13 protein-coding genes are annotated in these 15,990 nt (G+C 37.2%); 6 read left to right on the plus strand and 7 right to left on the minus strand.

Annotated elements, in window-relative coordinates:
- Positions 1–228 precede the first annotated feature (228 nt).
- A complete protein-coding gene (locus ABIB30_RS21610; protein WP_354305126.1) occupies positions 229–1,260 on the plus strand; it encodes an ankyrin repeat domain-containing protein in 1,032 nt (343 codons plus the stop codon).
- Positions 1,261–1,300: 40 nt separating this feature from the next.
- Here ABIB30_RS21610 and ABIB30_RS21615 read toward each other — a convergent pair whose 3' ends face one another.
- A complete protein-coding gene (locus tag ABIB30_RS21615) occupies positions 1,301–1,654 on the minus strand; it encodes a winged helix-turn-helix transcriptional regulator (RefSeq protein WP_354305127.1) in 354 nt (117 codons plus the stop codon).
- Between the two features lie 142 nt (positions 1,655–1,796).
- On the opposite strand from ABIB30_RS21615, the gene ABIB30_RS21620 reads away from it, so the two are divergent.
- Positions 1,797–2,756: an aldo/keto reductase gene (locus tag ABIB30_RS21620; protein ID WP_354305128.1), complete on the plus strand. Its 960-nt coding sequence runs from the start codon at positions 1,797–1,799 to the stop codon at positions 2,754–2,756.
- Between the two features lie 118 nt (positions 2,757–2,874).
- Here ABIB30_RS21620 and ABIB30_RS21625 read toward each other — a convergent pair whose 3' ends face one another.
- Complete coding sequence (locus ABIB30_RS21625; protein ID WP_354305129.1) at positions 2,875–3,354, minus strand: hypothetical protein; 480 nt, start codon at positions 3,352–3,354, stop codon at positions 2,875–2,877.
- Between the two features lie 476 nt (positions 3,355–3,830).
- On the opposite strand from ABIB30_RS21625, the gene ABIB30_RS21630 reads away from it, so the two are divergent.
- Entirely contained in the window at positions 3,831–4,889 is a 1,059-nt protein-coding gene (locus tag ABIB30_RS21630) for a helix-turn-helix domain-containing protein (protein ID WP_354305130.1), read from the plus strand.
- A gap of 112 nt (positions 4,890–5,001) precedes the next feature.
- Positions 5,002–7,398 (plus strand): TonB-dependent receptor domain-containing protein, encoded by a 2,397-nt coding sequence (locus ABIB30_RS21635; protein WP_354305131.1) that lies wholly within the window; start codon positions 5,002–5,004, stop codon positions 7,396–7,398.
- Positions 7,399–7,475: 77 nt separating this feature from the next.
- Here the strand turns inward: ABIB30_RS21635 and ABIB30_RS21640 are convergent, their stop codons facing one another.
- Both ABIB30_RS21640 and ABIB30_RS21645 read right to left on the minus strand, forming a co-directional pair.
- The gene (locus ABIB30_RS21640) at positions 7,476–8,027 is read right to left on the minus strand and encodes a HEAT-like fold family protein (RefSeq protein ID WP_354305132.1); all 552 of its coding nucleotides are present in this window, start codon (positions 8,025–8,027) and stop codon (positions 7,476–7,478) included.
- Between the two features lie 663 nt (positions 8,028–8,690).
- Positions 8,691–9,809 (minus strand): acyltransferase family protein, encoded by a 1,119-nt coding sequence (locus ABIB30_RS21645; RefSeq protein ID WP_354305133.1) that lies wholly within the window; start codon positions 9,807–9,809, stop codon positions 8,691–8,693.
- Positions 9,810–10,007: 198 nt separating this feature from the next.
- On the opposite strand from ABIB30_RS21645, the gene ABIB30_RS21650 reads away from it, so the two are divergent.
- Complete coding sequence (locus ABIB30_RS21650; protein WP_354305134.1) at positions 10,008–10,715, plus strand: hypothetical protein; 708 nt, start codon at positions 10,008–10,010, stop codon at positions 10,713–10,715.
- A 48-nt stretch (positions 10,716–10,763) separates the two neighbouring features.
- Here ABIB30_RS21650 and ABIB30_RS21655 read toward each other — a convergent pair whose 3' ends face one another.
- The 3 genes from ABIB30_RS21655 to ABIB30_RS21665 form a co-directional block, all read right to left on the minus strand.
- A complete protein-coding gene (locus ABIB30_RS21655) occupies positions 10,764–11,159 on the minus strand; it encodes an immunity 22 family protein (RefSeq protein ID WP_354305135.1) in 396 nt (131 codons plus the stop codon).
- A gap of 86 nt (positions 11,160–11,245) precedes the next feature.
- Positions 11,246–11,938: a response regulator transcription factor gene (locus tag ABIB30_RS21660; RefSeq protein ID WP_354305136.1), complete on the minus strand. Its 693-nt coding sequence runs from the start codon at positions 11,936–11,938 to the stop codon at positions 11,246–11,248.
- Positions 11,935–13,422: a sensor histidine kinase gene (locus tag ABIB30_RS21665; RefSeq protein WP_354305137.1), complete on the minus strand. Its 1,488-nt coding sequence runs from the start codon at positions 13,420–13,422 to the stop codon at positions 11,935–11,937. Before ABIB30_RS21665 ends, ABIB30_RS21660 begins: the two co-directional genes overlap by 4 nt.
- A gap of 173 nt (positions 13,423–13,595) precedes the next feature.
- On the opposite strand from ABIB30_RS21665, the gene ABIB30_RS21670 reads away from it, so the two are divergent.
- Positions 13,596–15,983: a TonB-dependent receptor gene (locus tag ABIB30_RS21670; protein WP_354305138.1), complete on the plus strand. Its 2,388-nt coding sequence runs from the start codon at positions 13,596–13,598 to the stop codon at positions 15,981–15,983.
- Positions 15,984–15,990: the final 7 nt, after the last annotated feature.

Genomic DNA, 15,990 nt, shown 5'->3' on the forward strand with positions numbered 1-15,990 from the left:
ATTGTGTTATCTTTCATATCTTTTGTATTAGATAACAAACATAAAAATTTTTTATAAATTATTAGCCTAATCATATGCATTAATACGTATTTATATGGTTTCTAAAGCTGCTTACTTACTACAAAAAGAATCTTTTGCTTTTGTAGTAAAAGAATAATGTTTAAGCTATCTGGTAATATATTTATTTAGTTATCTTCCGCATTGATTATAACCGATATTTAAAATCTCATGAGAATGGATAAAGCTTTGAAGATAAGCCGGAAAGAATATATATATAATCTGGAAGCTAGGGAAATCGATCCGATCAGCAGATTCTTTGCCAGTACAGCAGGAAAATTAATCGCAACGCCAACAATTGGTTTAAGTGCTCAACATGAAATTTATGTCAATCAATGCGAAGTAAATGGTACTCACCTCAAACTAGTATTTACTACGGGGCTTTTTGAATTTCAAAATATAGAATTGTGCCTCTGTTTACCAAAAGAATGGGAATTGAGGCGTTTTGCTTCTTCTCAGTTCATAGAAGAAACTTTTATAGTTGACTTGTTAAAAGAAATCACTGTAAAAATGGAACGTAAAAAGTCAGTATTTCAAATCGCTGAAGGTCTTTTTTTTGATCAAAACAAGGCACCCTGGAACAAGCTTTCATGGGATCAGGAAATTGAAGGTTTAGTTCTTGTTAACTACAACTGGGATAAAAATACTAAGCAAGAGGAAGGCCGGAATGATGCAGATGAAATTATCACAATCTATACTTTAATGCCGGTTTATAAAACTGGAGGTAAAATTAAAGATAAACTAAATGAAATACTGCTATCAAAAGATCAATTAAGCTGGGAACAAATTGCTTTTCCATTGAATAAGGCGATAAGACTTCAGCAAATGTTAAATGACGGAGTAACAAACAACAACATGGATAAAGTTCAGCAGGCAGTGGAGGAAGGTGCAGAGGTTAACAGAGGCTATATAGAAGAGCATTGGCAAATGGGTTTTTATTCAAATCAAACTATTTTAACCCAGGCTTTTGATACTGAAAACGTATCATTGATCAAATATCTGGTTGAGAGTGGGGCAGAAGTACCTTTGAATGCACTGGCTTATCTTGGAGGTTGGGGGAAACGAGACATTTTTGAATACCTGATCAGCAAAGGGGCGGATATTAATGCGGAATCTGTGGGGATGACGACGCTGCAGCGTGCAAAATCTTTTAAAAATAGAGAAGGTTTTGATCACTTAATCGCTTTAGGTGCGGTTAACTAATAATCATGTTAACTAATTTGGATTAAACAATTGATTGAGCCTATTCCTGTAACCTGATCAAATCTTCTAATTCTGCACGATGATCTTCTCCCCACTGGGCGGTGAGGCTAATTGCAGGTATTAAGCTTTTACCCAAAGGAGTTAATTCATACTCTACCTTTAAAGGAAGCTCATTGTATGTGATTTTGGAAATTATACCATGATCCGTTAGTTGTTTCAGTTGTGTATCTAAAACTCTCCGTGATGCTTTGGGCATCTTTCTTTGCAATTCACCGGGGCGTTTAATACCTGAATAAATGCACCAGATCAGATTGAGTTTCCATTTCCCATTGATGACTTGCATGAACAAGTGTAATCCGCAATCCAGTGAAAGTGGTATCTTTTTTTTATACACAGCAAATTGATTTAAAGATCAAATATAGGTCATACGAATATAATATCTGGTATAGCTGAATTTAGCCGTACTTGTATACTATAGTCTGTATAGCCAATTTTACAATATTAAATCAGCTTAATTATATTATAAAATCAAGATCATGAAGTATAAGTTATTTGGAACAACAGGTTTATATGCCAGTGAAATCATATTGGGTGCCTCCATGTTTGGAACACGAAAAGGGTATGGGGCAAATACGGAAGATGCCAGGCAAATTTTAACATCCTATACAGACGCCGGTGGAAATATGATAGACATTGCCGACACCTATCAGCTTGGTGAGGCTGAAGAGGTGGTAGGGAAATTTATTGAACATCAACGCAGTGACTTTATAATTTGTACAAAATATACGCGAAGTAGTGAAGCTAATCCTGCCATTAGCAATTCCGGAAATCACCGTAAGTCAATGAGACAAGCTATAGAATCTAGTTTGAAACGGTTGAAAACAGATTATATTGATATTTATATGCCACATTTTGATGATGGTGTAACGCCTTTAGATGAAATTGTGAGAGGGCTGGAAGATCTGGTCAATTCTGGAAAGGTGCTATATACAGGCTTGGCAAACTTTCCCGCCTGGAAGGCTTCTGCAATTGCAAGTTCAACACATTTAACTGCCATACAGGTTGAATACAACTTATTGCAGCGCACCGCTGACCGTGAACTCATCCCCATGGCTGCACAAATTGGTTTAGGTACAATGCTGTATTCACCATTAGCTGGCGGCTTATTGACAGGAAAATATCGCAAAGGAGAGACAGGGCGGATAAATCTTAATCAAGCTTCGGCTTACCAGGAAGAGGAGACTACGAAAACAATATTAGATCAACTTTTTATAATTGCAGCAGAACTTCATGTGGAACCTGGTCAGGTAGCTTTGGCCTGGGTTTTATCAAAGGGTAATTTCCCAATCGTTGGTGCACGTACAATTCATCATATCAATGATAGTATAAAAGCTGCCTCTATTCAATTAAGTCAGGCTCAGTTCACTCAACTCGATCAACTCAGCGCTGTTTCTTTAGGCTATCCGCATGATTTACTGGCAACAGTTCAAGGTTAGCCTGAGCAGATTTCAAGGTTTAGCCTGAGCAGATCTTAAGATCTGCCGGAACGGATTTCAAGCTTAGCCTGAACGGATTCGTTTTCAATCAATTTTCGTTGTGAATGAATTACTCATGCTATCCGATAAAATTACCGGGATTCTCACTGATAGGGGGAGTCCCTTCCAGCTTATTTTTTACTTTGTTATATAATTTGTCAAATGATGATTCATTGCTGACGACCTTTAATGTGTATTCAAATGGATAAAGTAAGAGGACAATTCCATCCTGGTCATATTTTAGCACCATAGTTCTCAAGGGAAATTCGGGTTCTTTATCTAAATAGAGTTTAAAATTAAGGTTCCTGATCAGGAAATCATTAAATGCAAATGCTAAAAACTGGATGGCTTCATTGTCCCGAAGCCGAAATGCCTTACCATAATTTATAAACCCTATACCATCATCTATTACCTGATCTAAATTTAATGGATGGTTCACAGGCGATGCTATATTTTTTTCCAGCTTGTTATCCGTGAAATAGCTTTCAATCATTTTTATACTGTCATCATATAATTTGAGATCATTATCATAAGCTTGTTCCACATATCTTTTATCCAAAGTTTCAATAGTATATATACACTTTTGAAATCACGCTCTTCCTGATCACTCTCTTTTATCTCTTTAGCGGAAAAGATGTTTTTTAAAAAACCTACCATAAATTTGTCTGACTAAATTATCTGATTTAAACTATTCAATGAAATCCAATTATTTACCAGGTAAAATCTTCCTCATAGATATTGGTGGGTATATGATTTTAAAGGAAATATTGTGATTTTCAATTAAAAATATAAAATTTAATTTTAATATTCCCTGTTTTATCAATTACACATTTTAGTTAAAACTGAAAAATTTAAGCGTCCTCTTGTCTTTTTTGCTAATCAGAAAATCAGGAAGTATAATAACGGTAATTTATTTGAGGAGTATATTAATAAAATCGTGTAGTTTTATCGTTCTTGATACTTGTTATGTTTTTGAAACTTGCAGTATTGTTTTTGATACCTGCTCGTTTGAAGCTGAAGAATAAATAATCTGATATGAACGTTAGTAAAGAACTCTTATTCTTTTTTAGTGCTTTGGGTACTTTTAACGCCCTTATTTTGGGCGTCTATTTTTTCTTTTTTACCAGGAAAAAATACCTTACTAATTATTTTCTGGGTGCTTTATTATTTGTTCTGAGCGTGCGGGTCGGAAAATCTGTTATGTTGCATTTTAATGGCAGTCTTCCTAAAATTTATCTGCAAGCAGGTCTTTCTGCTTGTTTTTTCATTGGTCCTTTTCTTTATTATTTCCTGAAGTCTGCTATTGAAGAGGTCAGTATGCTCAAACGTAGTTGGATTTGGAGTCTTTCCCTATTATTTGCACTCATTCTGATAGTCGGGATAAGATTTCCATATCAGGATTACCCGCAGCTCTGGAGTTATTTTGTCTGGGTTATTTATGCGCAATGGCTCATTTATTTAGTCAATTCCGGGTTTTTGCTGAAGGGAATGTTTAAAAAACTAATGCTGAAAGAATCCTCGATGACTGCACCTGAAACCTGGCTTCTGATGATATTTGTCAGCAATGCGATTATCTTTGTTTTCTACTTCCTTGCCATAATAAATGCACCTTTTACCTCTTATATCAGTGGAGCTGTTGTTTTCTCATTTATCCTGTACCTGGTTATTTCTGTCATTTTATATCGAAAGAAAACAGACGATTTATTTCTGTTGACGTCCAATAAAACCCCCGTTAAAAGAGTAAACGAAGCTGATGCAGAAGTTTTGATCAGAAAGCTCGAAAAAGTAATGACTGAAAACGAAGTTTATAAAAATCCTGACTTAAAACTAAGCGACTTATCCAAAGGAATCAATGTTTCCAGTCACCAGTTATCACAGCTATTAAATGATAATCTAGGCAAAAACTTCACCACATTCGTCAATGAGTTCAGGATAAAAGAAGCCTGTAAAATTATCAGTACTGATGATCGGCTTACCCTTGAATCCGTTGGTTATGAAGTCGGGTTTAACTCTAAATCTACTTTCTTTGCTGCTTTCAAAAAACAAACCAATACCACCCCCTTAAATTATCAGCAAAACAACTTGAAACGATAACACACTCAGTATGGATTTATAAATCCGTACTCCTGATTCCTGTTTACAATACCTCTGGATACGATTTCTTTTGGACTTTCGCCTTGAAACCAAATTCAATCGTTAAAAATCCATGAAGCTCTTTTTTCTTTTTGCAGTTAGTTTTACTGCACTTAATTTTCTTCCGTCAAGGCTTGAAGCCCAGCATATCACTGGAATTTCAGGTTATGTTAAAAATGTAAATCAAGAATCATTAATGGGGAATGTATCCATGTTAACTGTTCCCGATTCTACGCTGATTAAAGTAACCAGTTTTTACAATGGTGGTTTTGAAATTTCAGGTATACAGCACAAAGAAATCCTGCTGAAATTGACCTCATTATTATTTGCCGACACTATTATACACGTTAAATATCAAGGACAGGCGCTCATTAACCTGGGTAGTATTATCATCAGAGAAGCTAAAATGCAGCTGAATGAGGTGCAGATCAGGAGCCAGACGCCTTTAGTAAGGTCAAATCCTAATGGAAATGTTGAGGTCAATGTGGCCAGTACTATCTTAGCCGGCAGTAGTTCGGTCAATGAAATCTTATCGAGAGCTCCGAATGTGATCGTGAACGAAGGGAGGATTTCGGTGTTTGGTAAAGGAGATGCTATTATTTATCTGAATGGCAGGCAAATCACTACTGAAAGAATGGCTTCCATTCCGATCTCGCAAATCTTGAGGGTGGAGATCATTTCGAACCCTTCTTCTAAATATGATGCAGAAGGAAAAGCTGTGATTAATATTGTGATGAAATCTAATACCACGCAGGGGCTATTTGGCTCTGCCAGCCAGCAGGTAAGTGCGTCAGAATTTGCTGGCGCTGATTCGAATACCTTACTGGACTTAGTTTATACTAAAGGCAAACTTTCTATGACTGGTAATTATGGGCTTTTAATTGGGAACAACAGGGAAATCTTGTATACAACCAGAACCAGGCCAGCTCAGGAAGATTATTTAAGATCTGAATTAACAACAGACTGGAAACGTAAATACAACAACTTTTCAAACTATGGTTTTGGCATTCAATATAATAAGGATCCAAGGCAATATATTTCGCTGGGATATAGCGGCAATCTGGAAGATTTAGGTGGAACTCAGCAGAGTGAAAATACGATCACTACAAATCAGGCGACTAGTTTTTACAGTAGCAATCTTGCAAAAGATGAGGTAAGGCTTAACCATTCGCTGACTTTAAATTATAATAAAATACTCGATACAACGGGATCATCCTTTTTTATGGGAAGCCAGTACTCACGCTTTAACACGACTATTCATGATCTGATTTCGGAAGCCAATAGGGTGAATGACAACAATATTTACAGACTTCTAAAGAATGATGTGCAGCACCAAATCACTATTTCAAGCACGCAGGCAGATTATATAAAGGTATTCAATGCGAACCGCAAACTAGAGGCGGGAACTAAATTCAGCTATGCCTATACCTCATCAGGCACGAAATTTCTGATTGCTGAAAATGAAGGGGATTTTAAGTTGGCTCAGGATTTATCCAGTGATTTCAATTATACAGAGCGTATACCAGCTGCTTACCTTAATTATAGCGATGCTATTGATAACCAGACGAAATTTGGGTTTGGTATCAGGGGAGAATGGACAAGCTATAGTTTAAAAACTACAGTGGGAGCAGGGCAATTGGTTGAGAACAGCTACTTTAATGTTTTTCCTAATTTATTCATCCAGAAAAACATCTCGGAAGAACTTAAACTGCGTGCCGCTTATAGCTCAAAAATAACAAGGCCTCGTTATCAGGCATTGAATCCTTTTGTAATCTATCAGGATCCATTTACGACTATAGAAGGTAACCCTAAGCTGACTCCAGAAAAAGTGCATGCTTTTGAGGTAGGAGCCAATTATAAAACTTTTGATTGGAAAGTGGGTTATAATTATACTTTAAACCCACTGAGTGCAGCGGCTTTAAGAGGCGAAAAACCAAATAGCTATGTCCTGAAAGGAATAAACCTGGACCGGGATCATACCTTTTTTACCGCGCTGTCGGCATCCTTTAATACTAAATGGTGGACAACGGTAAATACGGTTAATTTGAGTTACAGCAAATCGATTGACCATGAGTTTTCTTTTGTAACTGTAACCCCAAGACCTCAGGTATATTTGTATTCAAATAATACTTTTAATATACGTGACCTGTTTAAAGTTCAAGTACTTGCCTGGTATCTAGGTGACCGGTATTATGGCCTCTATTATAACAAAAACAGATCTACGATAACTTTAGGGTTGGAAAAGAACTTCTTCCATAACACACTGAAAGGAAGATTGATTGCAAATGATATTTTTCACAAATCAAATACTGCCGGAAACTATGAAGTAGGCCAGACAGTTATCTATTTTGACAGGACGCTTAATACCAATTATTTCAGGCTAATTGCAAGTTATACCTTCGGGGGGGTGAAAAATACTGTTTATCAGAATAAACAGACAGGGCAAACTGAGAATAGCCGGGCAAACTGAGAATAACCGGGCAAACTGAAATAGCCGGACAAACTAAAAATAATAAAGAAAGCTAGTTTAAACTGTAAAGAATGGACTTATTTCAACTGCTTTCTGATCTGTTTCACTTTTGCATAAAATCCAATACTTTCTTTATCAACCAGGAAATCCATGGTCTGAATAAGTTCTTCTTTAATCCAGCTATGCTTGGTGTGGAGATTAGCTAAGATGTTCAGGCAGTGTGATTTAATGGCTACCGGTACTTTTTCGTCTATCAGCCAGCTGAAGACTGTATTCACCAGAGATTCCGTATCATAATTAGCCAGCAACTCTTTTAAAGCAGCTGATGCATTTTTTTTTGTCATCAGAGCCAGAATTTTACTGTAATGTCTGCGTGCTGAAAGGTTGTTTTGGGCTGGAAATTTGACCAGAAAATAGCTGGCATAAGGTAAAAACCTGTCCTGGTGTAAAGAAAATATGTTTTCTAAAATCCAGGCAGCTCTGAAAGCGATTTGTTCGTCTTGATGAAAAGTTATATCTATGAGTTCTCGTACCGAAAAGGTTTGTTCTGCTGCAATTGAAGCCAGTTTTTCTACTTTGCTTTTTTGCAGTGTTGTTTTCAATGTATCGAGCAGAGAATAGGACAGCATAATTTAAAAATAGTATATTTTTTAAAAACCACGCAATAGTGCAGCTTATAAAGCTGGAAAATTGCGTGGTTTCATAAGTACATCAAAACTTATTTTTTACCATTTAAATAAACGCTGTCTATTTCCTTACCAATTTTTCTTAAAATAGGTGAAGCCCCATCCCCTGTGAAGCTTAAGATGCGGTTAGCCAGTGGATACAATTGGGAATATAAAGGAGCCTTATCCAGAATCAGCGTATCCGAATAGTAATCTTTATAAGCCGGAAGTAAATATCCAGCAAAAGCGCGGCCATTACCCTTTGCGAATTGTTTTTGATAAAAGAAATTCTTATTACGATAATCATCATCTCTTCCCCAATCCGCAAACGTTATTTTTGGGATCCGGCATAAATTGGGAATAGTAATTAAAGTATCAAGATGATTAAGAGCGACCTATTTTTTAACGTTCATACTTATAATTTTGATAGGTTAAATAATCAGAGATAATCAATGTAATATTGAGTTATCCGGGTAGGAAAAAGCATAGGAAAGCAATAGAGATTTCTTTCTATTACTAGCTTTTATTGCGGAGTATCTGATTAAAAATAAGTAAGTTATATTATGAATTCAAAAGAATAAATGAGTTTTTTATTATAAATAATAGCAAAAATGATATAGCCTGCACTTAAGAACTGGCTAATATTTTATCTTTTATCCTGAGAAATGGCAGCTCCACGCAATATCTCAGAATAACAGCACCTAAAAGGGACGTTCCAATACACAAAATCAGTGTTAAGCTACTGTCTTTTTCTAGTCCAGCCTGCTCCAATAGATTTTGAGTCATATGGATCGTGATCTTATGAACCAGGTAAATTGAATAGGATAATGCTGCCAGATGAAAAGTGAATTTTGATTTAAATTTATAAAGCAAACAATTCGGGCACACAGCTGAAGCTACTATAGCGCCGAAAGCCAGCGATATAAGAGGAAAGCCAAAAATAGAACTGTTAAAACTATGCGGATTAATGCAGATAAAACAGGCGCTTAACAAAAGGAGCAGACCAGATAGGAGCAGCCAGTTTGCATATTCATTTATTCTTTGATAAGCCAGTGGATAAAAAGTAAATATTGCTGCAATTCCTACGCCTGTTAATAAGCCATCCAGCCGGTTATAAGTTGGATAGTATATATACTTGTACCATACAAATAAAAAACCATCGCTGGTTAAATGTGGTGCTACCAACTGATTCCAGCTCCATAACCTGAGCGCAAAGCCTAAGATAAAAAAGCCTATGAAAATATATATAGATTTTTTGCCAAGTTTAAAGTATTGGATCAACAGTACTATCAATGGTAATATGAAGTAAAATTGCTCTTCTATGCACAAAGACCAGGCATGTGTAAAGGTGCCGGTTTTTCTCAGATCAAGATCCAGGTTTAAAGTAAAAGTGAGATGTTGCCAGATTGGAGCAAGTTGTGCCCTTTCACGAATAGCTGGGATAGCCAGGTAAAGTATCAAAACAAACAGATATGCGGGAATGATTCTGAAAGTCCGTTTGATAAAGAATTCATTTAAAGATAAAGCTCTTCCTTTGCTGATTCCCCTGAAAATTTGTCCGGCAATCAGAAAACCACTCAAAACAAAAAACAAGTCAACACCAATCCATCCCAGGCCAATGATTTCTTCCGGCCAGTCCGGATGTGCGAAATTCTGGTAATGATAAAAGAAAACTAAGGTAATTGCAAGTGCCCTCAGATGATCAGGGCCAGAAAGTTTAGCAGGGGCAATCGAACTATGGTGCATTAAGTTGGGGAAGAAAATTTAGCGCTGATCAATTTTTTTTCAAATTAGCTATTTTAATGCTAAATCGAACATGGTAAACCAGTGAAAGATGTACCTCATTCTTTAAGCTGAAGTAGTCCGTTCTTGCAAAGAAGGACTTGATACTCTGGTTTCTAAATTCTGCCTATATTTGATATAACAGTTAGCAGAATTTAACCTATGGGGATATTAAATCTATTCAAAAAGAAAGAACCGATAAATACTACGAATGAAGATGATAATGGAGAATTGCCATCACTAAGCGATTTTAAGTTTTATTACCTCTATGGATTTACAGATCAACCCAACCAGGTTTCAGCTGATTTTGATCAGTTCAACGCGCTCTATAAATTAGTAATCGGACAGATTGGAGGCGCGGCTATTACGAATTCTTATCATCCATACTTTATTGTAAACCCAAAAGGGACAACTGTTTGGGCAGCGGCATATATTAAATTATATATCAACGAAAATAAAGGTGAAGTATTCAATAATATCAGTACTGCAGCTGCTATTTATGGAGTTGATACTTCACCTATTCTTAAAGACATGCATGTATGGCCTGATACGAGGTTAACAAATGCTGAAAATCCTGTTTTCAGCAAATATGTTCCGTTTATAATCCCATTTCTGGTTTCAGCCAGCCACCCGGACTCCAGTCTACCGGAATCCAGTCACCCGGAATTAAACTGGGATAAAGAGATTAATTCAGGTATGGCAACAAAAGGCAATGCCACAGCTTACGTAGAACAAGTAAATGCAGCGATTAAATTTTTTATGCCACCACCTGCTTTCATCATTGGCTTTGATGAATTTGACGAAAATAATCCTTCGGGAATGATTGACAAGTTTATTGAATGCAAATCAATGTTTAAGGCGGAAGCTTAGGATAGGCTCTAATCCTTAACTTTTAGCCCCTGACTTCTAATCCTTAACTTAAGAAGGGTTAGTAAAGCTGCCCAGATAAACCAGGTTATTATAGCTGTTTAGTGGTTTTTCTATAGTCAATTCGTCATCTGCGTAACTAATGATTGCATTGACTAATGGAAGTCCTTTTTTTACGCCGGCCTGGTAGATTGCTACCTCTAACTGGTCATCCCAAATTGGTAGCTCTTCAATAGCGCTCTGGATACTGATCCTTTTTCTGCTATGGTAAACGGTAATCCAGTCTTCATCATAGGCTTTTTCCAGGTTCAGATCTTTACCGAACTGGCTGCGCTGATTAAGGTCTGAATTGTCTTTGATGAATTTAGACTGATCAAAATATTTATCAAACTGTTCTTCAGTCTTATCTGTGGTGCCTGCCCATACGTGAATCTTTTGCTGTGCCATCTTTCTATATTAACTCCGGTTTTTAATGGAGCCTTGCAAGGTAAGGGTTTTGTGAGGGAATTGGTAATTTAGCCCTCACAATTAAGTTAACAGATCAATTTATAACCAATACTTCTTAAATTCATGATTTGAACACCTGGTTCATCCTTCAGTAATTTTCTTAAATGCGTCATAAAAACATCCATACTTCTGGTATTATAATAATTGTCATCTCCCCAGATCTTGATCAGTGCCTCCTGACGCTCCAATACATCGTTTTTCCGCAGAATCATCATCTCCAATAAGGCACATTCTTTGAAAGAAAGGGAATGTTCTCCCAATGAGGTGCTTAACTTTTGCGAAATGGTATCCAGCTTGCAATTTGCAAAAGAATAAACCTTATTATTTTCGACGGGCTCCCCAATAGTATCTTTTCCGAAACGTTGTAGCAAAGCCTCCATTCTCACTAATAATTCTTCCATGCTGAACGGCTTTTTGAGGTAGTCATTGCCACCAGATTTAAAACCCCTGACCACATCTGCCGGGAGTAATTTCGCACTTAAAAAGATAATTGGCAGGTCTGGCTGGGTCGCCCTGAGTTCTTTAGCCAGCGTATAACCATCTTTTGAGGGCAGCATGATATCCAGAATACAGATATCAGGTTTAAAGGAAAAATACGCATCCATTACCAGGTTTCCATCTCCAACAACCTGAACAGTATAACCACTGCTTTTTAATCCATCGCTCACAATGTGCGATAAAAAAGGCTCATCCTCTACATATAATACTTTTAAACTCATGAGGCTATCGGTAAGGTGATGATAAAATTAGTTCCATTTCCGGGCTCGCTTTTAACTTTGATAGTTCCCCCATGTTTTTCTACGATTTGTTTGACATAATGAAGTCCTAAACCAGACCCTTTGGTATCATGTGTATCGCCTTTTGCAGGAACCCGGAAGAATCTTTCAAATACTTTTTTATGATAGATTTTGTCAATACCCGGTCCATTATCTTTGAAACTTAAGGTTACTTTCCCGGAGTCATATTTACAATTGATTTCTAAAAACAGATTATTCCCTGAATACTTGAAAGCATTATCAATCAGGTTATAAAATATATTGGTCAGATGGACCGGGTCGCCATAGACAAAACAAGGTTCTTCTAAAAGATTGAACTGGATATTTGCCCCGCTGCTTTGCAATTGCAACTGCATAGAGTTGATCACTTGTTGCAGTCCGGATTGTACATCATATAATTCCAGGTTAAGTAGTTGTTCTGCTTCAGTCTCATTATTGCTATTTAAGGCTTTTTCAACCATCAGATCTAAACGCCGCATTTCGTGCTGACTGATGTCAAGGTAATTTTGGAGCGTTTCCGGATTATTGATCAGGTTGTATTTTTTGATAGATTCCATGGCAACCAGTACGGTTGCAATAGGCGTTTTGAGCTCATGGGTCATGTTACTGGTGAAATCTGATTTTGCAGCCGCATATAACTGCTGACTGCGTAACAGTTTGATTATAAAATAGAAAGCAGTGCAGGTAAGCAGGATCATGAGAATGGAAGACGCTAAATAATACCGCATCCGGTACCATACTACGGAATTAATGCTACCCAGGTTCAGTTGACATCTGTAGATATCCTGAATATTATAGAGATAACTCCTGCTGGTAAATGCTGGTTTGAAGTCCTTTGGGACGTCGCTCTTAAATATTTTTGCATTATAAGAATAGATGTTGTAATAAGCTTTGGAGTTGATTCCAATTTTCTTTAAACTGGCATTCAGACTCTTTTTCATTTTTACCAGGGACAGGCTATCAGTTAATCTGAGTTGTTCCGGATTTTTTCCTGTACTGGTTACCACGGGTCTTCTATGTTTATCTTTGAAATTTTCCTTTAAGTTCAGACCCATGGTAACTGCTGTGCTGTCTTCATCAACAATGATACTGGTAGAAGTATGCATACCCGGGATTTTCATATTATCAAATGCCAGTCGTAATTGTTCCCATTGCGGGGAAAGAAAGAGTTGTTTCGCCAGCAGCAGATTACCGGGGTCTTTAAATATAGTCAGACTGTAATACATATTCGTTTGTGCCGTTCGGCTCACCAAACTTTCTATTTCATCTTTGAGTTGTTTTTGCTGCGCCTCAAAAAGTTGCTGCAACCAGACCACCTGGAGCCCGGTGCTTAATAGAAGTGAAAGCACGATTAGTATATAAGTATATTTTGCTTTGAGCCATTTCATAGGGTGAAGTTCCTCATAATTTATCTGCTTCGGTCCCATTAAGATACGATTTAACTCTATTTAACTCAACTTAACTTCCGTTTAGGAAGCAGCCAGGTAGGTTTGTGGTATGATTTAATAAGATGAAACCTTCCTGGTTTTTCGGCTCACCTAACGAGATGATTATAAAATCAGGAAAGCTTCATAACCATTTAACAAACAAATATATACTCATGAAAAATATACTTTATATGTTATTATTGTTGCTTCCTTTTCAACTTTCTGCTCAGCAAAAATTAAGTGGAATTGTTAAGGATGAACAAGGTAGACCGCTGGATGCGGCAACGATAACAATTTCACAGCAGGGACAGGTAATCACTAGCCAGCTGGCTGATCTGGGTAAATTTACGCTGACTAATCTTAACCAGTCACCTTATCAGCTTTCAGTTTCACTGATAGGTTACAAACCACTATTACGTACCTTCAGCTTACCAAAAGATAGTCTCAACCTAACGCTGCTGAATGACAGCAAGCAGCTGAAAGAGGTTGCGATAACTTTTACCAAACCAACTGTTGAACGAAAAATAGACCGTGTTGTCTTTAATGTAGAAAACAGCATTATGGCTAGTGGCGGTACCGCATGGGACGCTTTAGGGAAGGCTCCGGGCGTAAGGACTGCGAGTGATGGGGGAGTCACAGCAAATAATAAAGGAGTTACGGTTTATATGGATGGAAAACCGATAAGATTATCAGGTGATGATCTGGCAGCTTACCTGCAAAGTATTCCTTCCGATCAAATTTCAAAAATAGAAGTGATGCCAAATCCTTCTTCCAAATATGAGGCGCAAGGAGGAGCAGTGATTGAGATCGTCTCTAAGAAAATAAAATCGGATGGATTTAATGCCACCTTAAACGGCGGTTATACCCGTGGACAATTAAACCGGTATACCGGTGGCGGAATGTTTAATTACCGCAAAAATAAACTGAATATCTTTGGCACTTATAGTTATGCTGACAGAGATCTCCAACGAAATTTAAGTCAATACACTATTTTTCAGACGCCAGCTTCCTATGCTTATTGGGATATGAACAAAATCAATATAAATGGGAGTAAAGTAAATAATTATACGGCTGGTGCAGACTATAACCTGACCGATAATCAGGTGGTAGGCGTGCTGATTACCGGTAATAATTCTGCAAATACCGGCAGCAGTACATCGCTGACCAATATTTATAACAATTACCGTGTTTATCCTGATTCTGTACTCAACACCAATAGCACCAGCGCAGGACATTTAAATCAATACAGTTTTAACCTGAATTATAAAGCAAAATTAGATAGTTCTGGCAGGAGCCTGAATGTAGACCTGGATTATGCACCTTATACCCGCAACAATACTCAATATCTGAATAACCTTACGTATTTGCCGGATGGAAGTCTAGCCTCTGCGCCTTACCATACTTCATTCCCGGCTACTCAAAAGATAAATATATGGTCTGGGCAGCTAGATTATGAATACAAGCTGGGTAAAATATGGTCCATGGAATCCGGCATTAAATATACCAGTACAGTGAGTGAAAACCAGTTTGATTTCTATAATACTGCTGGGATTGCCCCGATACTGGATTCATCCAAAAGTGACCAGTTTAAATATACTGAAAATACAGCTGCGGGTTATACCAGTATAAACGGAGCTTTTGGTAAATGGGATTTTAAAGGAGGGATCCGTGCAGAATATACTACAACTAAGGGTCTGTCAAGCTCTCTGGATTCTATCAATGTCAACAAATATCTGCGGATATTTCCTACCGTATTTGTGACTTATAAAGCCTCAGAAAATAGTGAGTTTGGTTTTAACTATTCAAAAAGAATAGACAGGCCGGATTACAGGCAGCTCAATCCTGCAAAAAGTTATTCAAGCCCATATAATTACTGGAGCGGCAATCCATTCCTGAAGCCTGCTATTATCAATAGCTTCCAGTTGAGTTATACTTTACACCAGAATTATACTTTCTCAGCAGTGTATACACAAATAGATGACCTGGCGAGTAATGTGACTGTTCAGGATAATGTCAATAAAACCTTTTATGATACACAGCGGAATATAGGAAGTATCAGAGATCTTGGTACAGAACTTTCTTCCGTTCATCATCCTTTTTCCTGGTGGGAAATCAATAATACTGCACAAGGGTATTTAAGGACGCAAAATTCAGATCAACCAGGAAATACTTATAATTACCGCCAGTTTTATTTTTACCTCAGAAGTGATCATGCATTTACAATTGATAAAAATAGCGGTTTGAAAGCAGAAGTGAGTGCCTGGTATAATAGCCCGGTACAGCAGGGGACATTACGAATTGCTCAAACTTATGATTTAAGTGCTGGTATCAGTAAACAGGTATTCAACAAACAAGGAACAATTAAATTTAGCGCTGCTGATTTGCTTTATAGTAACCCATACCGGATTTTAATCAATAACGGAGGACAGAATAATGGTATTTATCAGAAAAATGACACACGCGCATTTACAGTAAGTTTCTCTTATAAATTAGGTAAAAGTGTAGCAGCGGCACGTAAACGTACTACAGCGAGTGAAGAGGAGAGAAAAAGAGCAAATTAATCAGCTC

This window comes from Pedobacter sp. UYP1, assembly GCF_040547305.1.
Classification (GTDB): Bacteria; Bacteroidota; Bacteroidia; order Sphingobacteriales; family Sphingobacteriaceae; genus Pedobacter.